At 61.8% G+C, this 19,939-nt stretch carries 18 protein-coding genes and 1 tRNA gene; 9 read left to right on the top strand and 10 right to left on the bottom strand.

Going from position 1 to position 19,939, the window contains the following annotated elements; all coding sequences use genetic code 11:
* Positions 1-6: 6 nt before the first annotated feature.
* Both L1069_RS02835 and L1069_RS02830 read right to left on the bottom strand, forming a co-directional pair.
* Complete coding sequence (locus L1069_RS02835) at positions 7-204, bottom strand: hypothetical protein (RefSeq protein ID WP_237454717.1); 198 nt, start codon at positions 202-204, stop codon at positions 7-9.
* Positions 205-658: 454 nt separating this feature from the next.
* On the bottom strand, positions 659-1,660 hold the full coding sequence (locus tag L1069_RS02830; protein ID WP_129371254.1) for a sterol desaturase family protein: 1,002 nt from the start codon (positions 1,658-1,660) through the stop codon (positions 659-661).
* A gap of 136 nt (positions 1,661-1,796) precedes the next feature.
* Between L1069_RS02830 and L1069_RS02825 the strand changes: the two genes are divergently transcribed.
* Positions 1,797-2,678: a LysR family transcriptional regulator gene (locus L1069_RS02825; protein WP_237454716.1), complete on the top strand. Its 882-nt coding sequence runs from the start codon at positions 1,797-1,799 to the stop codon at positions 2,676-2,678.
* 3 nt (positions 2,679-2,681) lie between these two features.
* Here L1069_RS02825 and L1069_RS02820 read toward each other — a convergent pair whose 3' ends face one another.
* Positions 2,682-3,119: an Lrp/AsnC family transcriptional regulator gene (locus tag L1069_RS02820; protein WP_027259373.1), complete on the bottom strand. Its 438-nt coding sequence runs from the start codon at positions 3,117-3,119 to the stop codon at positions 2,682-2,684.
* Between the two features lie 106 nt (positions 3,120-3,225).
* On the opposite strand from L1069_RS02820, the gene L1069_RS02815 reads away from it, so the two are divergent.
* Genes L1069_RS02815 through L1069_RS02805 form a run of 3 tightly spaced genes read left to right on the top strand, consistent with a single transcriptional unit; the run spans position 3,226 to position 7,778 of the window.
* Positions 3,226-4,377: a type III PLP-dependent enzyme gene (locus L1069_RS02815; RefSeq protein WP_237454715.1), complete on the top strand. Its 1,152-nt coding sequence runs from the start codon at positions 3,226-3,228 to the stop codon at positions 4,375-4,377.
* Between the two features lie 49 nt (positions 4,378-4,426).
* Positions 4,427-6,724, top strand: a complete 2,298-nt coding sequence (locus L1069_RS02810) for a xanthine dehydrogenase family protein molybdopterin-binding subunit (RefSeq protein ID WP_237454714.1) — start codon at positions 4,427-4,429, stop codon at positions 6,722-6,724.
* On the top strand, positions 6,702-7,778 hold the full coding sequence (locus tag L1069_RS02805) for a DUF2235 domain-containing protein (protein WP_129371250.1): 1,077 nt from the start codon (positions 6,702-6,704) through the stop codon (positions 7,776-7,778). The genes L1069_RS02810 and L1069_RS02805 overlap by 23 nt, the downstream gene beginning before the upstream one ends.
* 62 nt (positions 7,779-7,840) lie before the next feature.
* On the opposite strand, the gene L1069_RS02800 is transcribed toward L1069_RS02805, so the two are convergent.
* The 3 genes from L1069_RS02800 to metF form a co-directional block, all read right to left on the bottom strand.
* On the bottom strand, positions 7,841-8,356 hold the full coding sequence (locus L1069_RS02800; protein WP_237454713.1) for a DUF2867 domain-containing protein: 516 nt from the start codon (positions 8,354-8,356) through the stop codon (positions 7,841-7,843).
* 112 nt (positions 8,357-8,468) lie between these two features.
* Positions 8,469-8,951 carry a PaaI family thioesterase gene (locus L1069_RS02795; protein ID WP_237454712.1) on the bottom strand — a complete coding sequence of 161 codons (483 nt, stop codon included), beginning with the start codon at positions 8,949-8,951 and terminating at the stop codon, positions 8,469-8,471.
* 65 nt (positions 8,952-9,016) lie between these two features.
* Entirely contained in the window at positions 9,017-9,886 is an 870-nt protein-coding gene (gene metF, locus L1069_RS02790) for a methylenetetrahydrofolate reductase [NAD(P)H] (protein WP_237454711.1), read from the bottom strand.
* Between the two features lie 98 nt (positions 9,887-9,984).
* Here metF and L1069_RS02785 point away from each other — a divergent pair, with 98 nt between their 5' ends.
* Positions 9,985-10,890, top strand: coding sequence for a LysR family transcriptional regulator (locus L1069_RS02785; protein WP_237454710.1), 906 nt, complete (start codon positions 9,985-9,987; stop codon positions 10,888-10,890).
* Positions 10,891-10,974: 84 nt separating this feature from the next.
* On the opposite strand, the gene L1069_RS02780 is transcribed toward L1069_RS02785, so the two are convergent.
* Positions 10,975-11,994, bottom strand: coding sequence for an NADP-dependent oxidoreductase (locus L1069_RS02780; protein WP_237454709.1), 1,020 nt, complete (start codon positions 11,992-11,994; stop codon positions 10,975-10,977).
* 190 nt (positions 11,995-12,184) lie between these two features.
* Here L1069_RS02780 and L1069_RS02775 point away from each other — a divergent pair, with 190 nt between their 5' ends.
* Entirely contained in the window at positions 12,185-12,970 is a 786-nt protein-coding gene (locus L1069_RS02775) for an inositol monophosphatase family protein (RefSeq protein ID WP_129371244.1), read from the top strand.
* Between the two features lie 101 nt (positions 12,971-13,071).
* Here the strand turns inward: L1069_RS02775 and L1069_RS02770 are convergent, their stop codons facing one another.
* From L1069_RS02770 to putA, 3 genes are all read right to left on the bottom strand, one after another.
* Positions 13,072-13,452 (bottom strand): GFA family protein, encoded by a 381-nt coding sequence (locus L1069_RS02770; protein ID WP_237454708.1) that lies wholly within the window; start codon positions 13,450-13,452, stop codon positions 13,072-13,074.
* A gap of 339 nt (positions 13,453-13,791) precedes the next feature.
* Entirely contained in the window at positions 13,792-14,562 is a 771-nt protein-coding gene (locus L1069_RS02765; protein ID WP_237454707.1) for a rhomboid family intramembrane serine protease, read from the bottom strand.
* Between the two features lie 53 nt (positions 14,563-14,615).
* A complete protein-coding gene (putA, locus tag L1069_RS02760) occupies positions 14,616-18,029 on the bottom strand; it encodes a bifunctional proline dehydrogenase/L-glutamate gamma-semialdehyde dehydrogenase PutA (protein ID WP_237454706.1) in 3,414 nt (1,137 codons plus the stop codon).
* 126 nt (positions 18,030-18,155) lie between these two features.
* Between putA and L1069_RS02755 the strand changes: the two genes are divergently transcribed.
* The 3 genes from L1069_RS02755 (at position 18,156) to L1069_RS02745 (ending at position 19,490) form a co-directional block, all read left to right on the top strand.
* Positions 18,156-18,626: an Lrp/AsnC family transcriptional regulator gene (locus L1069_RS02755; RefSeq protein ID WP_237454705.1), complete on the top strand. Its 471-nt coding sequence runs from the start codon at positions 18,156-18,158 to the stop codon at positions 18,624-18,626.
* A gap of 64 nt (positions 18,627-18,690) precedes the next feature.
* Positions 18,691-19,296, top strand: coding sequence for a tetratricopeptide repeat protein (locus L1069_RS02750; protein WP_237454704.1), 606 nt, complete (start codon positions 18,691-18,693; stop codon positions 19,294-19,296).
* A 108-nt stretch (positions 19,297-19,404) separates the two neighbouring features.
* A tRNA-Leu gene (locus L1069_RS02745) sits at positions 19,405-19,490 on the top strand.
* Positions 19,491-19,939 lie beyond the last annotated feature (449 nt).

Genomic DNA, 19,939 nt, shown 5'->3' with positions numbered 1-19,939 from the left:
TCCAATTTACAGCTTGTCCAGTGCTTCGAGCAGTTTCTCGAGCTCGCCTTCGTGCATGAAGATCGCCTGCGCCTTATAAGGGAACTTTCTGGCGCGGACTTCCGATTGGAATTCCTGCAACGCTTCTACCCTCTCCCGGTACATCTGCTTATGCGGCCGGCCCAGGCCGCCGCACCAATGGCTGAGCGACGGCATCAGACCCATATCACCTGCACCGGGATGCCTCTCTTGGCGACCATTTCGACCACGCCCTATGAGCGGTTGGTGAAATACATGCCGGAGCCGATTTCCATGCAAGTGATGGCGTGGCGCATAATCTTATTCTTGGTGATGAATTGCCTCTAATTCATCGCGGTGCCGGCAAAGCGGCCCGGTGCGGTTGCGCGCGCCATATCCGGATGCACGTCCCACAGAGTCTGGAGAGCGATGCGCGCATTTACGCAGGCCTGGTTTCCGGTCTCGTTGGCCGGGTTGCACATGGTCAAACGTACACCGGTTTTCCTCAGGCCGATCAGACCCTTGACGATGTCTTTGCGGTGCGCCGGGCGGCGGCCGAAGGTGTAGATACCCTTCCTCGTTTTTCCCGGTCTTCAAATAGGGAAGCCGGGCCGCCCGTTTTGAATTCCGGGTGCCCGACTGTGCGTGCTGTGGTGCGCAGTTACTCTGACGCCCAGATCTTGCGGCGGCGTTCCTTGACCATTTCGTTGCCTGCATCGGTGCCATCGTGGAAAGTGTTGAACCACTCGTCCCAGGGCGTCTCCCAGGTGCCGTAGTTGCAGTCGAAGAACCGGTGGTGCAGCTGGTGGAAGAAATCGCCAACCAGGAACTTGGCCTTGTTGCCGAATTTCACATGCTCAAACCCGGCGTGCGAGGTTGGCGCGCCGATGCCATGGTGGAACAGCAGGAAGACCGCCAGAACCGGGTGCGAGGGCAGCAGGAAGAAAATCATGGTATCGAACATCAGAAAGAAGCTTTCCACCGGGTGCATTGCCAGGCCGGACCACGGGCCGGTATTGATGTTTCGGTGATGCCATGCGTGCACCTTGGTATAAAGCACGCCCACGTGCAGCAGCCGGTGCAGCCAGTAAAAGTGGAAGCCTGCCCAGACCGGGATGAAGATGGTCATCAAGATCATGGTGACGGGGTTGCTTTCCAGTGTGATCATCGTGATCCAGCCGTTTGCATAGGCATAAAGGATGAAGCTCTCCCAGAAGGTCCAGAAGGCAAGCGCCGGGCCAAGGGTCCAGAACATGTTGTCCCAGACCTGGTTCTTGAAGGTGAACACCTTGGCGCCTTTCATCATCGGGCGCATGTCATAGCGGTAGTCGTCGTTTTGCGTGCGGAACCTCCACAACGCCAAGTGCAGCCCGCCGGCCACAACCATCAGAATGCAGAAGTTGCGCAGCCAGATCTCAAACACCCAGTCCCAGCTGAGCGTGGCAATCCGGTCCAGTGACGGGGTGAAGAAATTCCAGGTGACAATGGCAAGGACAAGAAGAAATGCCCGCAGTGCCAGCGGGTTCCAGCTTTGCAGCAGATATCTGATCGAGGCCATCGGCCGTAGTGGCCAGTCCCAATAGGGGGAGGTCTGGATCGGCAGCTGGGGGGTGAAATTCCATATCTTGCGTTTGGGGCGCGGTGTGCTGGCGGGACGTGTCATGTCTCGTCTTTCATGTGGTTTTTGGAGGAGCGGCCGTAGCCGCGGTTGTTCGCTGCTGAGAACCCTAGTCCGGGCCGAGGCAATCCCAGCACGGTATGTCTTGCCGGTCAGGCTAAGTTCTGCTTAGCCTTGGCGTATGACGACCCGGATTCCTTCCCTCAACTGGCTGCGCGTGTTTGAGGCGGCGGCGCGCACTGAAAGCTTTGCCCGCGCAGCGGCGCAGCTTAACATGTCGGCAGCCGCCGTGAGCCAGCAAGTGAAAGCTCTGGAGACACAGCTGGGCACGCCGCTGTTTCACCGCCATGCCCATGCGGTGACATTGACTGAGGCCGGGCGGGCCTATCTGCCCTCGGTGCAGCAGTCGCTGCTGATGCTGGAGACCGCAACCACTGGGCTGTTCGGCGAAAGCCGGGAACAGCGGCTGTTTGTGCAGTCGGTGCTGCTGTTTGCCCATGGGGTGCTGGCGCGGGGGCTGCCGCAGTTCCAGGCGGTGCACAGCCAAATCAACCTGGCGCTCAGCACCGGCAATATGGCGGCGGATTTTGCCAACCGGTTCACCGATTTGCAGATCGTATTCGGCAACCCGTCACTGTTTGGCACCGAAGGGGACGAGCTGCTGCGGGAGGTGCTGTATCCGGTGGCTCCGCCAGAGATTGCGGCCCAGATCCGGACACCGCAGGATCTGTTCCGCTTTCCGCTGATTGAAGTCTCGACCCATCGGGCCAGCTGGGTGCAGCTGTTTGAGGCCTTGCGGCTCTCGCACGGGCAGGCGCGTTTTTTCTTTGCCGACAACTCCCTGATGGCGGCAGAACTCTCAGCGCAGGGTATGGGGATTGCGCTGGCGCGCGCACCTGCGTCGGACGCGGCGGTCAGCGCAAGCGGGCTGGTGCGCTGCCTGCCGGAGGTCGCGGTGCCGGGGCAGGAGGCTTATCACCTGATCTATCCCGACCGCGGCGCCCTGCGCCCGGCAGCACGGCTGTTCCGGGACTGGCTGCTGGAGTATGTGAGGACCGGCTGACCTTTACTGCCCGGTCCGGTCCAGTTTTGTTGCCAGATGGATCAGGCTCTCAGAGGAGCGCACACCACGGGCCTCGGCGATGTGGTCGATAGTGTTGTCAAGCTCGGTCGTGCTTTGCGCCACCACCTGAGCCAGCAGATCAAACCGTCCTGAGGTTGTGTGTACAACCTCAACCCCAGGCAGGCTGCGCAGGCGGGCAAGAACTTCCGGGCCCGAGCGCGGCTCAATCGACATCAGCACCGTGGCTTGCAGCGGCGGGCGGGAGGCGGCGGAGGATTTAAGCGTATAGCCCGTGATCACACCGGTTGTTTCCAGCCGTTCTATCCGCGCCTGTACCGTGGTGCGGGCCAGCCCCAGATGCCGGGCAAGTTCCGCCACTGGACGGCGGGCGTTTTCCCGCAACAGGGTGACAAGACGCTGATCGGTATCGTCGGTTTGCATGTTGTTCCTACGATATGACGTCAATTCTCGTCACTATAGAAAAAGTGACGAGCGGAATCGACGGGAATTTGTCGGAAAATATGCAAAATAAACGAGGCTTTTCCTGATGCAGCAAATTCCACCGCTTTGGCTTTCCCCTGAATCCCACCTGGCGCGCAGCGCACCGGATCACCCGATCCTGTATTTCTCGCCGCGGGTATTGCACGAGGTGGCACGGCGGTTCCGTGAAGGGTTTCCAGGGCTGGTGACCTATGCGGTGAAGGCCAACCCGCACCCTGCCGTGCTGTCCAATCTGGTGGCGGCGGGGATCACTGCATTTGATGTCGCTTCGCCTGCGGAAATGGCTGCAGTGCGTGCTGCCAGCCCAGATGCGGTGATGCATTACAACAACCCGATGCGCTCCACTGCCGAAGTCGCGGCGGGCATCGAACATGGTGTCGCCAGCTGGTCGGTGGATGAGCTGAGCGAGTTGGAGAAACTGGCCGCAGTGCCGCGCTCTTGCGAGATTGCGGTGCGCTTTGCCTTGCCGGTGGCCGGTGCGGCCTATGATTTTGGCAGCAAGTTCGGCGCAGCCCCGGAAGAAGCGATAGAACTGCTGAAACAGGTGGCGGCGGAGGGGTGGACACCTGCGCTGTGTTTCCATCCGGGCACCCAGTGCGAGGATGAAAGCGCATGGGTGGAATATGTTCACGCTGCCAAGCGGATTGTGGACGCGGCAGGGGTGAAGATCGCCCGTCTCAATGCGGGCGGCGGCTTTGCGGCCAACCGGGATGGTGTGGCGCCGGATCTGGAGAAGGTCTTTGCCGCCATTTCCAAAGCCGCGGACACGGCATTTGGCACAGACAAGCCCACGCTGATCTGCGAGCCGGGCCGGGCGATGGTCTCCGAAAGCTTCACCCTGGCGGCCCGTATAAAGGGGATGCGCAAAGGCGGTGAGGTAGTGTTCCTGAATGACGGCATCTATGGCGGGTTGGTGGATATCCGCGACATGGGGCTGCCGGGCCGGGTGGAAGTTGTCGGGGGGGATGGCGCCCATCGCACGGGCGCGCGCAAGCCGCGTGTGGTGTTCGGGCCCACCTGTGACAGTCTGGACCGTTTGCCGGACGGGCTGCCGCTGCCCTGTGATGCCGCAACCGGCGACTATGTGCTGTTCCCGGGGCTGGGCGCCTATTCTTCCGCCATGAGCACGCAATTCAACGGCTATGGCCTGTCTGACGTGGCGACGGTGATCGAGCTGTCTGGACAAGCCGCCCGCTGAGGTTAGTCTCGCCCCCGGAACGCCAGCCAGCGCGAACAAGGGGGCAAGCATGGACAAATTCGGTAAAAGCCAACCGGTGAAACGGGTCGAGGACCTGCGTTTTCTGACCGGTCAGGGGCAGTACATCGAGGATGCGGCCCCAGCGGGTGCCCTGCGCGCCTGGGTATTGCGCAGCCCGGTGGCGCATGGCGTGATCACGGCGCTGAACGTTGAGGACGCCCGCGCAGGTGAAGGCGTTCACGCGGTGATCACCCTGGCGGATCTTGAAGCCGCCGGCCTTGATGTGTCGATGGATGGCACCACAGTGAAGAACCGGGATGGCACCGCCGGCGCCGCGCCGGAACGGCCGATGCTGGCACGGGACCGGGTGCGCTATGTGGGGGAACCGGTGGCGGTGGTCATTGCCGGGACGCTGGACCAGGCCCGTGATGCCGGTGAGCTGATTGAGCTTGATATCGACGATCTGCCTGCGAAGATGGACGTCTTGCCGGGCGGTCAGACGCTGCATTCGGAGGTGCCGGACAACACGGCCTTTGACTGGGGCCTGGGGGATGAGGCCGCAACGGCCGAGGCTTTCCGCACCGCGGCGCATACCGTTGCGCTGCAGGTCGATGACAACCGGATCATAGTCAACTCGATGGAGCCGCGCGGCTGCTTTGCCGAATGGCATGGCGGGCGGCTGCATTTCACCTTTGGCGGGCAGGGGGTCTGGGCGATCAAATCCCAGCTGGCGGCCAAGATGCGTCTGGATGAGGCCGACGTCAAAGTCACGATCCCGGATGTGGGCGGCGGCTTTGGCATGAAGGCTTTTCCCTACCCGGAATATTTCGTTGTCGCCCAGGCCGCCCGCGCGCTGGACCGCCCGGTGTTCTGGATCGCCGACCGGACCGAGTCGATGCTGAGCGACAACGGCGGCCGCGATCTGACCTCGCTGGCGGAACTGGCCTTTGACGCGGATCTGAAAATCACCGCCTACAGGGTCAGCACCCGTTGCAATCTTGGCGCTTACAATTCGCATTTCGGTCAGCCGATCCAGACCCAGTTGTTCAGCCGGGTGCTGGCGGGCGTCTATGACATCCAGACCGCCTGGCTGCAGGTGGAGGGGATCTATACCAACACGACGCAAGTGGATGCCTATCGCGGCGCCGGGCGGCCCGAGGCGATCTATGTGCTGGAGCGGGCGATGGACCGCGCCGCGCGCGAGCTGGGTGTGGACCCGCTGGAGCTGCGGCGGCGCAACTTTATCAAACCGGCGGCCTTCCCCTATGGCACCGTGACAGGAGAGACCTATGACGTCGGCGACTTCGACAGAGTTCTGAGCCGGGCTGCGGAAGAGGCGGACCTGAAGGGATTCGCCACCCGCCGCGCCGCAGATGGTAAACGCGGCAAGTACCGGGGCGTTGGGGTCTGTTACTATATCGAAAGCATTTTGGGCGATCCTTCAGAAGGCGCGGAAGTGGAGTTTCTGGAGGGTGGCCGGGTGAATATCTATGTCGGCACGCAAAGCAACGGGCAGGGGCATGAAACCGTCTATGCCCAGTTCCTGGCCGACCAAAGCGGTATCCCGGCGGAAAACATCCATGTCATCCAAGGCGACAGTGACCGCATTGCCACGGGCGGCGGCACCGGCGGGTCGCGGTCTGTGACAACACAGGCGAACGCCACACTGGCCGCAGTGGATACGATGATTGCCGCCTTCATTCCCTTCCTGGCGGAGGAGATGGGTGTGGACGAAGAGGCGGTCGGGTTTGACGGCGAAACCTTCCGGGCGCCTGGATCGAACCTGACCCCCACGATGCTGGAAGCGGCAGAGATGGCCCGCGCGCAAGGCCGGCTCGATCTGCAGCGTCACGCGGCGCGGGCCCGGCTGCCGGGGCGCTCGTTTCCGAACGGCGCACATATTGCCGAAATTGTTATTGATCCGGAGACTGGGCAATCCGACGTCGTGCGCTACACTGTAGTTGACGATTTTGGTAATTTGATCAACCCGATGCTGGCCGAAGGGCAGGTGCATGGCGGGGTGGCGCAGGGGCTGGGACAGGCCATGCTGGAACATGTTGTCTATGATTCTGACGGACAACTGCTCACAGCTTCGTTCATGGACTATGCCTTGCCGCGGGCCAATGGCGTCCCCATGATTGGTTTTACCTCCGAGCCTGTGCCGTCGACACAGAACCCGATGGGGATGAAAGGCTGCGGCGAGGCAGGCACCGTTGGCGCGCTGGCCGCTGTTGCAAATGCGGTGCAGGACGCGGTCTGGGACTGCGGCGTGCGGCAAGTGGACATGCCGTTCACCCCGCTGAGAGTTTGGGAAGTGCTTAGGGATGTTTCTGAGGCAGCTGAGTAAGAAGGTTCTAGGGTGGCTTGGACGGCCGCTGCGCTCGGAACACTCCGGCGAAACCAAGCTGCGCGGGCCGCATGCCCATGTGATCATCCTGGACGGCACCATGTCGACGCTGGAAGAGGGGCATGAAACCCATGCCGGCCAGCTGTTCCGTCTGTGCCGCGAAATGGGCGGGCAGGTATCGGTTTTTTATGAATCCGGCGTTCAGTGGAAAGGCTGGGGCAGCGCCCCCGATGTGATGATGGGGCGCGGCATCAACCGCCAGATCCGCCGGGCCTATGGCTATCTCGCTTCGCGCTACCGGCCCGGCGACCGGATTTATCTGTTCGGCTATTCCCGCGGCGCCTATGCGGTGCGTTCGCTGGCGGGGGTGATCGACCGGATCGGCCTGCTGCAGGCAGAACATGCGACCGTGCGCAATATCCGCACCGCTTACCGGCATTACCGTCTGAACGGGCGGTCCAAGACGTCGAGTGCATTTACGGCAGCGCATTGCCACGAAGAAGTCGAGATTGAAATGGTCGGCGCCTGGGACACGGTCAAGGCTTTGGGGCTGCGCCTGCCGCTGCTGTGGCGCTGGGCGGAGAACCGGCACAACTTCCACAACCACCACCTGGGCCACCATGTCAAAAGCGGTTACCACGCGCTGGCGCTGGACGAGACACGCGATGTTTTCAAACCAGTGTTGTGGGATTGCCCCAAGGACTGGGGCGGACATGTGGAGCAGGTCTGGTTCCGCGGCGCCCATGGTGACGTCGGCGGCCAGCTTGGCGGCTATGAGGAAGCCCGGCCCAAGGCCAACGTCTCTTTGGTGTGGATGCTGGAAAAGGCCGAAGACCGCGGCTTGCCGCTGCCGCTGGATTGGCGGATGCGGTTTCCGGTCGATCCCAAGGCGCCGTCTGTTGGCACCTGGCGCGGCTGGGGTAAGATTTTCCTGCTGCGCAGCCGCCGCCGGGTTGGACTGGACGGCAGTGAGCGGTTGCACAGCAGCGTCAGCACCGGCAAAACCCCCGATGGGTCGGCTGGCGGCTGGCTGACCAGGTTCTCCAAGACCTGAAGGGCGGGCCTGACGTTCTCCCGTAAACCGTTAGCGGATGAAACCGGGCGCAGGCGGCGATGTCAATCGGCAGCTGCCCGCCGGTCAAACTCCCGGCGCAGCCGTTTCAGTGACAGCCACACAATCAGTTTGTGGGCCGGCCGGACCGGGATCATGTAAACCCGGCCAAACAGATTATGTGTTTTGACGGAGGACGTCACTGACAGAACACCGCTGCTGGAGCAAACGCAGGTCATGACATCCAAATGCCGATCCCGGACCGTGAGAGTCATCACTTCATCCGACAGGGACTCTACCAGAAAGAAATCCAGCTTGTCGCCCGTTTGCACTGCCTCTTTAGGTGTCCGGGAAATGCCGCCGATGCGTTTAACCCCGAAACATGCGGAAATGGCGTCGCGCAGCCGGAAGGCCAGCTTGATGCCCGGCAATGGCTTTGCGTGCATGATGTTCCAGGCCTCCAGCGGGGTGACAGGCGTCGGCAGAACAACAGATTGGGTATCCAGAAAATCCAGCTCCTTGGCAGGGGCAAGGATTTGAATGCGGGCTGTGGCGGCCCGGCCGAGACTGTTTGGCGGCATGATCAGCCCTCTTTCCGGTCCTGCGTGTGTCCTGCTGGAGCATAGACAGATGAAGGCGGCGGGCAAGCCCGGAAGGCGTTTGCACCAAAAGGTCAGCCCGCGGCGACCTTCATCACGTGGCGATCTTCATCACAATGCAGGTGGTGGAGCCGGTGGCATAGAGGCGTCCGTCTTCAATTCCCCGGATTTCGCCATGCGCCACACCGGTGGACCGCCCCACGTGGTCGATACTGCCGCTGCAGTCGATGGCGGTGCCCAGCGGGATCGCCCGCAGGATGTTGATCTTGTATTCCAGCGTTGTGTAGACCGACCCGGCAGGCACCTTGGTCATCACCGCACAGGCCATGGCGCTGTCCAAAAGTGTGCCGTACCAGCCGCCATGCACGGTGCCCATCGGGTTGCAGACGGGAAATTCCGGCGTGCCGCGGAACACAATCCGGCCGTCTTCGACGCTGTGCAAATGATACCCCAGCGTTTCGGCAATCGGCGGGCCGGGCAGGCGGCCGTCCAGGATGCCTTGCATGAAGTCCAGACCGGATATCCGGGTGATCTGTTCCCCTGTCAGCAGGTCGGCGGGTTTTTCAGCGTAATACATAGCGCGCGGGTCCTTGGCGGGGGATGTGCCCTCCATTTGAAACCGCGCGCCGGAGCCCGCAAGGCTTACGCCACGTTCTGAAGCGAGACCTTGGGGATGACGCCCAGGGCAAAGCAGACATCCCGGGTCAGTTCAGGGCGGTTCAGCGTGTAGAAATGCAGCTTGTCGACGCCGCCCTCCAGCAGGTCCGAACACAGTTCGGTGCAAATCGCCGTGGCCAGCAATTCCTCGCGGTCATCGCGCAGTGCCTTTTCAAAAGCGTTCTCAACCCAATCCGGGATGATGGTGCCGCAGCGCTTGGCAAAGTTGCGCGCGCCTTTCCAGTTTTCGATCGGCAGGATGCCGGGGGTCAGTTTGCTGCCATCAATCCCGGCCTTTTCGCAGGCATCGCGGAAGCGGAAGAAGGTCTCGGCCTCGAAGAAAAACTGGGTCAGCGCCTCATCCGCGCCGGCGTCCAGCTTGCGCTTCAGCCACTCCACGTCCGCTGCCTGATCCGCAGCTTCCGGGTGGCGGTCCGGGTAGGCGCCGACCTTGATGTTGAAATTGCCGCGCAACGCCAGCCCTTTGATCAGCTCCACCGAATTGGCAAAACCGTCGGGATGCGGGGTGAATTTGCCTTCGCCCTTGGGCGCATCGCCGCGCAGGGCGACGATCTCGGTCACGCCGGCCTCTGCAAACTGGTCAGCGATCTCCAGCGTTTCGGCCTTGGAAGCATTCACGCAAGTGAGATGCGCAGCCACGTTCAGACCGGAGGATTTGTGCAGTGTCGCCACTGCGTCGCGGGTCAGGGTGCGGGTGGTGCCGCCTGCGCCATAGGTCACGGACACAAACCGCGGGTCCATCGGGGCGAGGACTTGCACGGTGTCCCAAAGCCGGAAGGAGGCTTCGAGATTTTGCGGCGGGAAGAATTCAAAGGAAATCTTGGGCGTCGTCATCTCAGGTCTCTCGCTAGGTTGATTTCAGCTCTTGTTGCATGTGCAGCATTGTGAGACAATTTCATAATCCTCAAGAACAACATGAGCACGACTAAAGAATGCATATTGAGTTCCGTCACCTCCGCACCATCAAGGCCATCCACGAGGCCGGCGGGCTGGCCCGCGCCGCGGATCAGTTGAACATCACCCAAAGCGCATTGAGCCATCAGGTGAAGGGGCTGGAGGAACAGGCCGGGGTGGAGCTGTTTATCCGCCGGTCCAAGCCGATGAAACTGTCACCGGCGGGCCTGCGCCTGTTGCGGCTGGCCGAGCAGGTTTTGCCGCAACTTGCGGCAGCACAAGCGGAATTTTCCTCTTTGCGGGATGGCAATACCGGGCGGATGCACATCGCCATTGAATGCCACGCCTGTTTTGAATGGCTGTTTCCGGTGCTTGAGGGGTTCCGCAAGAACTGGGGCGATGTGGATGTGGATATCCGCCCCGGCCTGGCCTTTGATGCCTTGCCCGCGCTCCAGAAAGAGGAGGTGGATCTGGTGGTCTCTTCCGATCCCGAGGACATCGCCGGCGTCGAGTTTATTGAGCTGTTTGATTACAATGCTGTGTTTGTTGCATCGGCCCAGCATCCCCTGGCGGAGAAACCGTTTGTCGAGGCTGCGGATTTTATTGGTCAGAACCTGATCACCTACCCGGTGGACAAGACCCGGCTGGACGTGTTCAGCCAGCTGCTGATCCCTGCAGGAGTGGAACCTGCGTCGATCCGCCAGGTTGAGCTGACAGCGGTGATCCTGCTGCTGGTGGCGTCAAACCGCGGTGTGTCGGTGCTGCCGGACTGGGTGGTGCGGGAGGTGAAGTACTCGTCGGATTATGTGACCCGGCCGCTGACCAAATCGGGGATCACCCGCAGGCTGTATGCGGCGATCCGGGCGGAGGACCGCGGGAAACCCTTCATGCAGGAGCTGATCCGGCTGGCCAAGGTCGAGGCGCGCAAGCTGCAGCATGTTTGACAAGGCGCGGAGCGGCCGGGCGCCGTTCCGGCTTCCGTGCCCGCTCCGCGCGGTTGCGTGATACCGTCAGCGCTGCGCCCGGCCTTAGACCAGTTTGACGATCTGTTTGCCGGTATTGCCGCCCTGCATCATCGACAGAAAGGTCTTGGGGGCGTTTTCCAGCCCTTCGGCGATGTCTTCCAGGTATTTGATATCGCCGCTGGCGATCTTTGGCGCGACCTGCTTCAGGAACTCCGGATAGCGGTCGTAGTGGTTGAAGATGATGAAACCGTTCACCGACAGGAACTGGGTCAGGACCGTGCGCCAGACGGCGGGGGCGGTCAGATCGGTTTCTGCGCTGTTGTACCAGGCAATCATGCCGCAGACCGGGATCCGGCCATGGGGGTTCATCAAGGGCAGCACCGCTTCCAGCACTTTGCCGCCGACGTTCTCATAGTAGATGTCGATGCCATCGGGGCATTCAGCGGCCAGCGCCGCGTTCAGCGCTCCGGCATCCGCATAGGCACGGTGGTCCAGGCAGGCATCAAAGCCGAAGGTCTCAACCGCCAGATTGCATTTGTCTGCGCCGCCCGCGACACCGACCACGCGCAGGCCTGCCTGTTTCGCCAGCTGCCCGACCATTGACCCCACCGGGCCGGTTGCAGCCGCGACCACCAGGGTTTCACCTGCCTGCGGGCGGCCATAAGCGTCCAAGCCATGCCAAGCGGTAAACCCCGGCATGCCGAGAGCGCCGAGCGCGGTGGTGAGCGGCGCCATCTGCGGGTCCAACTTGCGGAGCTCTGAGGCGCGGGCGCAGGCATGGCTGGCCCAGCCGAACATACCCAGGGCAAAGTCGCCGGGAGCAAACTCCGGACTGTTTGAGGCAATCACTTCGCCAACACCGCCCGCGGTCATGGTTTCCCCGATTTCGACCGGCGGAGCATAGGATTTGCCCGCGTTCATGCGGCCGCGCATATAGGGGTCCAGCGACATATAATGAACTTTTACAACCACTTCACCTTCGCCGGGTTGGGGCAGGTCCACCGCCTCAAGGCGGAAATTGTCTTCGCTGGCCTGGGCTTCGGGGCGGCTGGCCAGCACGATGCGCTGCATCTGGTCGGGCATGGGAATGTTCCTTGATCTGATTGCGTTGGAGTTTGGGCGCCGCAACACAGGAATTCAACCGCCCTGACAGCTGTAACCGGGCGTCAGGCCCGTAACCCTCAATGCGGCAAAGCCCCTTGGCAACTGCGGGCAGGGGGCGTATAGGCACGGTTTGACCGGCATCTCCCCGACGTGACAGGATTCTGCAGACATGATTGGCAGCGCAAACCTCAATGTGATGATCAAGGCCGCCCGCAAGGCCGGCCGTTCCCTGGTGAAAGACTTCCGCGAGGTGGAGAACCTGCAGGTGTCGATGAAAGGTGCCGGCGATTTTGTTTCCAAGGCCGACATCGCCGCTGAAAAGATCATCAAGGACGATCTGCGCAATGCGCGCCCGACCTATGGCTGGCTGGCCGAAGAGGGCGGTGAGGAAGACGGCGAGGATCCGACCCGCCGCTGGATCGTCGATCCGCTGGACGGCACCACCAACTTCCTGCACGGGCTGCCGCATTGGGCGATCTCGATCGCGCTGGAGCATAAGGGCAAGATCGTTGCAGGCGTCGTTTATGACGCTGCCAAGGACGAGATGTTCTTTGCCGAAAAGGGCGCCGGTGCTTGGATGAATGACACCCGTATCCGAGTTTCGGGCCGTCACCGGATGATTGAATCGATTTTTGCCACCGGCGTGCCGTTCGGCGGCCGTGCCGATCTGCCGCTGACGCTGCAGGATCTGGCCCGCTTGATGCCCGCCTGCGCCGGTGTGCGCCGCTGGGGTTCTGCCGCGCTGGACATGGCCTATGTGGCCGCAGGCCGTTACGAGGGCTTCTGGGAACGCCGCCTGAACGCCTGGGATCTGGCCGCAGGCATCATCATCGTGAAAGAAGCCGGCGGGTTTGCCGAGGCAATCGACCCCGAAGCGGGCATTATCGATTCTGGTTCTGTGGTGTGCTCGAACGAGCCGATCTTTGATAGCTTCGCCAAGGTGATCCGCGGCTGAATTGCCCGCAAGACTGAGAATATGAAACGCGGCCATTGCGCCGCGTTTTTTGTTTTATGTGATTGGATGAGGACTGCGCCTGCTTATCGGCCGGGCAAAAGTTATCGCTGATCAGACGGGTGATTTATCCCGTCGTTCCACGGGATCTCGCCATAGGTCTCGGGATGCGTCCGCGGATTGGCACCCTTGATACAGCCCAGATTGACACCGCATTCCTTGGGATCTGAGCGGCGCTGGTGATGGGTGTAGATGCCGCAGGTCTTGCAGAAATAGTGTTTCGCCGTATGGCTGCCCCAGGTGTAGAGGGTGAGGTTTTCTGCCCCTTTCAGCACCTTCAGGCTGGCGGCAATGGCGGTGACTGCAGCCGCCCCGCGGCGGCGGCAGAACGAACAGTCGCAGCGCGCAGCCGAGGCGAGGCCCTCGGGAAAGTCTGCTTCAATCTCAACGGCGCCGCAGTGGCAGGTGGCTTTGAGCTGGGGCATTTGGGGTTCCTCTGCTGGACACAGTCTTTTGCAGCCCTACATCCCGGACATCCCGGTCTTCTTCTGGGGGGAGGGGAATCGGGTTAGAGCGGCCTGCATTACTTTTAGATTATTATCACAGCAGGCCGCTTGACGATCAACGGGCACCTTTTACTGTTGAACAGCTTCAATCCAAGCACTGGCCAGTTTGGCTTTGCGTTCCGGTTTCAGGTCAGCCTTTCTTGTCTTTGACAGAACAGCTTTTCGTTGCGGCCGTTGCAATCCGGCCTTGGCTTATCGAGCCCGCCTGAGGGGACATCAATTCCGGCATTTCCTTGACCCGAACTCTTTGCCGTCTTTCTACTTCCCCCAAGGTCCCGGGTTGCGCTTCTTGCGCGGCAGTTTGGGGATGCGGCTGGCGGAATACTCATATTCGTTCTCCGGATGCGGCGGTGATCCATGCGTCCGGTTCCAGAACGCCGGGCCGCCGCGCCGCAGCCACAGGGGCAGGCACAGGATCAACCCGACGGCAAAGCCGCCGGCATGGGCCCAATAGGCGACACCGCCTTGGTCGGGATCGGCACCGAGACCTCCAAAAAACTGCATCGCCAGCCAGACACCCAGCATGACAAAGGCGGGGATGGTGAAGATGCGGAAATAGATGATCAGCACCAGCAGGATATCGACGCGGGCCTTGGGGAACATCAGCAGGTAGCCGCCCATGACGCCCGCAATTGCGCCAGAGGCCCCCACTGTGGGCACCATGGAACCGGGCGCCGAATAGACGTGTATCAACCCGGCGCCGATACCGCTGGCAAGGTAGAACGCAAGAAAAGGCATGTGGCCCATCTCATCTTCCAGATTGTCGCCGAAGATCCACAGGAACAGCATGTTGCCGCCCAGATGCATCAGCCCTGCGTGGATGAACATTGATGTGAACAGGGTCTCGAACCCGTAGCCGTGGCTGATCTCGGCCGGCACCACCGCATAGGCGTCATAGAAATAGGCCAGCGCGCGGGGGCTGGCATAGCTGGCCGTGTAGTAGACATAGGCCAGGATATTCGCCGCCATCAGCGCATAGACGACATAGGGCTTGCGCCCGGACGGGTTGTGGTCGCGGATCGGAAACATGGGGGAACGCTGGGCCGGAAACGGCCCAGCGTCAAGCACTTATCGGGCGCAGCTCAGGCGTTGCCGCCCAGCAGATCCGCATTGCCGCCTGATGCCGTGGTATCGACGCAGACGTGGCGTTCAGCCAGGACTCGGGCGCGGTCGGGCTTGCCCGGGATCAGCGGTATAATCGGGCCGTCGCGCTTGGCCAGCCATTGTTCGATCTCGCGGCCTGTCGCCTCGTCGCCCCACCACAGCACGCCGGCAATGCCTTGGATCGCCTCCAGCCGGTGCAGGTCGAACATGCCATGCGCCTCAATCGCGGTGCCGCCGAGGCTGATCACCTCTTTGGCCTGTTCCGCCGCAGCCTCGGGCCCCGGTCCCATGCACAACAGCGGCGGACGGGCCGAGACGGTCAGGCGGTTCGATTCCCCGGTCGGGCCGGGCAGGGAGGTGGTCACGGCGCGCGCAGGCACGCCGCTTTCCCCGGGCAGTTCGGCAAAGGTGGTCTCCCATACCGCGTTGCTTTGCTGCCGGTCCGGCGCGCAGAAACGGCTGAGGTAATAGGGGCCGCCGGCCTTGGGGCCGGTGCCGGACAGACCCTCGCCGCCGAACGGCTGGCTGCCGACAATGGCGCCGATCTGGTTGCGGTTCACATAGATATTGCCCGCATGGACCCGGTCGCAGACATGCTGCACCCGGTCGTCGATACGGGTGTGCAACCCGAAGGTCAGCCCGTAACCGGTTGCATTGATGTCTGAAATCACCTGATCCAACTGTTGGGATTTGAATCGGACCACATGCAGGACGGGGCCAAAGATCTCTTCCTCCAGTGCGCCGATGCCGGGGATTTCGATCATGGTGGGCGCCACAAAGGTGCCGCCTTGCGGCGCGCGCATTTCCTTCAGCACCCGGCCCTCAGCGCGGGCCTTGGCGACATGGGCAAGGATGCCAGCCCGGGCGCCTTCGTCAATCACCGGTCCGCTGTCAGTCGACAGATGCCAGGGATCATCCAGATGCAGGCAGTCCATCGCCCCTTTCAGCATCTTCAGCACGGTGTCGGCGATGTCCTCCTGCAGGTAAAGGCAGCGCAGCGCCGAGCAGCGCTGGCCGGCCGACTGGAAGGCGCTTTCGATCACAGCTTGCACTGTCTGTTCCGGCAGCGCGGTTGAATCGACAATCATCGCGTTCAGACCGCCGGTTTCCGCAATCAGCGGCGCGCCGGGCTGCAGGTTGTCGGCCATCGCCTTGCGGATACGCATCGCTGTTGCGGTGGAGCCGGTGAAGGCAACGCCATTGACCCGCGGGTCAGATGTGATGGCGGCACCAACCACGCTGCCGCGGCCAGGCACCAGCTGCATGGCTGCGCGCGGCACGCCTGCCTCATGCATTAGCTGCACGGCGCGGTGGGCGATCAGCGGCGTTTGGTCGGCGGGTTTGGCCAGCACTGCGTTGCCTGCGGCAAGTGCTGCCGCAACCTGTCCGGTGAAGATCGCCAGCGGGAAATTCCAGGGTGAAATGCAGGTGAAAATGCCAGCAGGCGGCGCATCAGAAATGCGGGACGCATAATAGCGCAGGAAATCCACCGCCTCGCGCAGTTCGGCCACAGCATCGGGGATGGTCTTGCCGGCCTCACGGGCGAGGATGGCGAACAGCTCGCCAAAATTTTCCTCATAGAGGTCGGCAGCCTTGTTCAGGATCGCGGTGCGTTCTGCTGCAGGCGCGTCCCAAGGGTCGGCCAGCGCCAGCGCCAGTTCGACATCCTCGGGGCTGCACTGGCTGACGGAGCCGGTCACACTCAGGTCGGCGGGGTTGGTCACATCCTTGGCAGTCTCAGGCCGGGCATCGCCTGCCAGCAGCGGTCCGGCCTGCCATTGATGGGTCCGCCAGGGCGCGCGGGCTTTTTCAATAGCGGCCAGCGTCGGCGCGTGACCCAGGTCGAAGCCTTTGGAATTCGGGCGCTCGGGCGCGTACAGCTCAGGCCCGGTCGGGATCTTGCGGCTGATATCGGCAACTGCCGCGAAAGGGTCCGCGGCCACGACATCGGGAGAGACATTCTCGTCCACGATCTGGTTCACGAATGAGCTGTTGGCGCCGTTTTCCAGCAGGCGGCGTACCAGATAGGCCAATAGATCCCGGTGCGCGCCAACAGGCGCATAAATCCGGCAGTTGGTCTTGTTCTGCTCCAGCACCATCTGGTGCAGGGTTTCGCCCATCCCGTGCAGGCGCTGGAATTCGTAGGTTGCGTTGTCCTTGTCCGCGGCCATATGCAGGATGGCGGCAACAGTATGGGCATTGTGAGTTGCGAACTGCGGATAAATCCGGTCCGTCATCCCCAGCAATTTGCGGGCGTTGGAAATATAGGACACATCAGTCAGCGCCTTGTTGGTGAACACCGGGAAGCCATCGACACCTTCGACCTGGGCGCGCTTGATTTCAGTGTCCCAATAAGCGCCTTTCACCAGCCGCACCATAAAACGGCGGTCGTATTTCTCGGCCATTTCATGCAGTGCGTCGATGGCCAGCCCGGTGCGCGGGCCATAGGCCTGCACCACCACGCCAAACCCGTCCCAGCCGGCCAGAGAGGGGTCCGAGACTACGGCGCCGATCACCTCCAGCGACAGCGACAGGCGGTCGGCCTCCTCGGCGTCGATGTTAAGGCCCATTTTCGCGGCTTTGGCCAGCAGCGCCAGCGCCTTCAGCCGCGGCACCAGATGCTCCATCACGCTGCTTTCCTGCGCCAGCTCGTAACGCGGGTGCAGCGCGGAAAGCTTCACCGAAATGCCGGGGTTCTTACGGATGTCGTCGCTATTGCAGGCAGCGGCAATTGCCGAGATCGCCTTGGAATAGGACAGGTGATAGCGGGCTGCGTCAGCCTCGGTGCGGGCGGCCTCGCCCAGCATGTCGTAGGAGTAGGTATAGCCTTTGGCTTCCATCCCGGCGGCGCGGTCCATGGCGCTTTCGATGGTCTCGCCCAGCACAAACTGGCGGCCCATTTCCTTCATTGCGCGGCTGACGGCGGTGCGGATCACCGGCTCGCCCAGACGCTTGATGGCGCCGCGCAGCGCCCCGATGGGGCTGCGATCCTCGTCCAGCACCTTGCCGGTCAGCATCAAGGCCCAGGTCGAGGCATTGACCAGCGAAGACGTTGACTTGCCCAGATGCTTGCCCCAGTCGGAGGGCGCGATCTTGTCCTCGATCAGCGCATCAATGGTGTCGGCATCCGGCACCCGCAGCAGCGCCTCAGCGAGGCACATCAGCGCGACCCCTTCATCTGTCGACAACCCGTATTCGGCCAGGAACACCTCCATAAGGCCCGGCGCCGAATGGCCGCGGATATCGCGCACCAGGGCAGCAGCACTGGAACTGATCCGGACACGGTCGGCGTTAGACAGGGCCGCCTGGGCAATCAGCTGGTCACGCACCGCGGTTTGGTCGGCATAGGTGCCGGCATCGATCCGGTGGCGCAGTTTTGGTTGGGTGGTCATGCGGGGAACTCCACAAAAGGGTGTGCAGGGCTTTTGCTTAAGATACACCCTTTCCGGCGGGACAATCGCCTGAAAATGGGGGATACTCAGGCGAAAGCGCGAAAAATGTGAAAGGTAGAAGTGCAAATGGACTTTCCTGACCTGGATCGGTTCGACCGGGCGATTCTGAATGTGCTGAGCGAGGACGGCCGGATCTCCATTGCCGATCTGGCCCGCAAAATCGGCCTGTCGAAAACACCCACCCAGACCCGGCTCAGGCGGCTGGAGGCGGAGGGCATCATTACCGGTTACCGCGCCCTGGTGGATCCGATCCGGCTGGGACTGGATCACGTCGCCTTTGTCGAGGTGAAGCTGGACGACACCCGCGAGGCGGCGCTGGTCAAGTTCAACGCGGCGGTGGCGAAACTGCCGGAGATCGAACAGGCCTATATGATGGCGTCGCATTTCGACTACCTGCTGAAGGTGCGGACCCGCTCGATGACCGATTACCGGGCAGTGCTGGGGGAAAAGATTTCCTCGCTGCCGCATGTCGCCTCAACCTCGACCTATGTGGCGATGGAAGCGGTAAAGGAAGACGGTGCATTGGCGCCTTTGTGAGGCAGAAGGAATGCGCGCACGCGCAGTTGACTTGATTGAATGCCAAAATATGCCAGCATGGGGTATGTATTTTGCCTTGCTTCGTGCCCCTCATAATATTGCATGCGCCGCAGCGCTCTTTCTGACTTTGGGTCTGACGGATCCGGTGCAGGCGTCCGATTGCCCGGCAGCGCCAGACCACAGCGCCCGGCTGGACGGGCTGCTGCACGAGGTACAGAAGGCCGGCACCGAGGATCAGGCGCGCGAAATTGCCAACCGGATGTGGGAGTTCTGGGCCGACGCGCCGGATGCGCAGGCTCAGGCGATGCTTGACCGCGGGATGACAAGGCGCACGTCCTTTGATTTTCTGGGGGCTTTGGAGGATTTCGATCAGCTGATCGCCTACTGCCCGGATTATGCCGAGGGCTACAACCAGCGCGCCTTTGTGCATTACCTGCGCCGGGATTTTGCCGCTGCCCTTCGTGATCTGGACCGGGCGCTGCATCTGTCGCCCCGCCATATTGCCGCGATGAGCGGACGGGCACTGTCGCTCTACGGCCTGTCGCGGCTGGAGGAAGCGCGGGCAGCTTTGGCCGAGGCGCTGGCGTTGAACCCCTGGCTGCCAGAGCGTTATCTGGCTGACCCGGGCGGGCCCTTGGCACCTGCAGGGGCGGGGGATACGGAATTGTAGCGGCGCCAGCACCGCGGGAAAAATTCCAGCAAAACGCTGAAAACCGATTGTCCGCATGAATTCAGAAGGCTAGACCTGCTGCAAAGGCGCTGCTTGGCAGTGCCCTGTGCGGACGTGGTGGAATGGTAGACACCGGAGACTTAAAATCTCCTGGCCTTATGGCCGTGCGGGTTCGAGTCCCGCCGTCCGCACCATTATACATTCAGATGAAAAAATCCCAAAAACTCAAATATTACAGATGCTTGCGGAGTTCGAGCGCCGTTTTGACGGTCGTAGGCCAAGGGTGCTTTGAATGCGGTTTTGAGGATGGTTTTCTTCACTGCCAGTGGCCCGTTATCGTATATATTCCAAGGGTTTGACAGGAAGTTACGCAATAGTTCGAAAATGCGCACCCGGACGCTTGCTGCTCATTGCTCTGCGAAACATCGCAAACACTCTGGCAAACAGCGCCAAGCTCAGGATCAGCAGAGGACCGCGATTGGCAGAGGATCGCACGTTCATGCTCCGGATACACAAGCCGGGCAGGGGACGGCACTGCAAAATACGCAAGGTCCCAAGCAGAGCCGGGGTATTACCAGCGCAGCCCGGCATCCCCTGTTAACAAGATACTCTTTACATAGAAACGGCCCCGGGAACCGGAGCA

Source organism: Leisingera sp. MMG026 (assembly GCF_021654205.1).
Lineage (GTDB): Bacteria > Pseudomonadota > Alphaproteobacteria > Rhodobacterales > Rhodobacteraceae > Leisingera.
The sequence above is the reverse complement of the archived record's forward strand: the minus strand, read 5'-3'. Positions and strand labels throughout refer to the sequence as shown.

What these genes read in the sequence shown, in the direction of transcription:
- L1069_RS02835 (WP_237454717.1), bottom strand. Translation starts at nt 204, where the DNA reads ATGGGTCTGATGCCGTCGCTCAGCCATTGGTGCGGCGGCCTGGGCCGG.
- L1069_RS02785 (WP_237454710.1), top strand. Translation starts at nt 9,985, where the DNA reads ATGCATATTGAGTTCCGTCACCTCCGCACCATCAAGGCCATCCACGAG.
- L1069_RS02750 (WP_237454704.1), top strand. Translation starts at nt 18,691, where the DNA reads ATGTATTTTGCCTTGCTTCGTGCCCCTCATAATATTGCATGCGCCGCA.
- L1069_RS02825 (WP_237454716.1), top strand. Translation starts at nt 1,797, where the DNA reads ATGACGACCCGGATTCCTTCCCTCAACTGGCTGCGCGTGTTTGAGGCG.
- L1069_RS02795 (WP_237454712.1), bottom strand. Translation starts at nt 8,951, where the DNA reads ATGTATTACGCTGAAAAACCCGCCGACCTGCTGACAGGGGAACAGATC.
- L1069_RS02780 (WP_237454709.1), bottom strand. Translation starts at nt 11,994, where the DNA reads ATGCCCGACCAGATGCAGCGCATCGTGCTGGCCAGCCGCCCCGAAGCC.
- L1069_RS02830 (WP_129371254.1), bottom strand. Translation starts at nt 1,660, where the DNA reads ATGACACGTCCCGCCAGCACACCGCGCCCCAAACGCAAGATATGGAAT.
- L1069_RS02815 (WP_237454715.1), top strand. Translation starts at nt 3,226, where the DNA reads ATGCAGCAAATTCCACCGCTTTGGCTTTCCCCTGAATCCCACCTGGCG.
- metF (WP_237454711.1), bottom strand. Translation starts at nt 9,886, where the DNA reads ATGACGACGCCCAAGATTTCCTTTGAATTCTTCCCGCCGCAAAATCTC.
- L1069_RS02800 (WP_237454713.1), bottom strand. Translation starts at nt 8,356, where the DNA reads ATGCCGCCAAACAGTCTCGGCCGGGCCGCCACAGCCCGCATTCAAATC.
- putA (WP_237454706.1), bottom strand. Translation starts at nt 18,029, where the DNA reads ATGACCACCCAACCAAAACTGCGCCACCGGATCGATGCCGGCACCTAT.
- L1069_RS02755 (WP_237454705.1), top strand. Translation starts at nt 18,156, where the DNA reads ATGGACTTTCCTGACCTGGATCGGTTCGACCGGGCGATTCTGAATGTG.
- L1069_RS02820 (WP_027259373.1), bottom strand. Translation starts at nt 3,119, where the DNA reads ATGCAAACCGACGATACCGATCAGCGTCTTGTCACCCTGTTGCGGGAA.
- L1069_RS02805 (WP_129371250.1), top strand. Translation starts at nt 6,702, where the DNA reads ATGTTTCTGAGGCAGCTGAGTAAGAAGGTTCTAGGGTGGCTTGGACGG.
- L1069_RS02810 (WP_237454714.1), top strand. Translation starts at nt 4,427, where the DNA reads ATGGACAAATTCGGTAAAAGCCAACCGGTGAAACGGGTCGAGGACCTG.
- L1069_RS02770 (WP_237454708.1), bottom strand. Translation starts at nt 13,452, where the DNA reads ATGCCCCAGCTCAAAGCCACCTGCCACTGCGGCGCCGTTGAGATTGAA.
- L1069_RS02775 (WP_129371244.1), top strand. Translation starts at nt 12,185, where the DNA reads ATGATTGGCAGCGCAAACCTCAATGTGATGATCAAGGCCGCCCGCAAG.
- L1069_RS02765 (WP_237454707.1), bottom strand. Translation starts at nt 14,562, where the DNA reads ATGTTTCCGATCCGCGACCACAACCCGTCCGGGCGCAAGCCCTATGTC.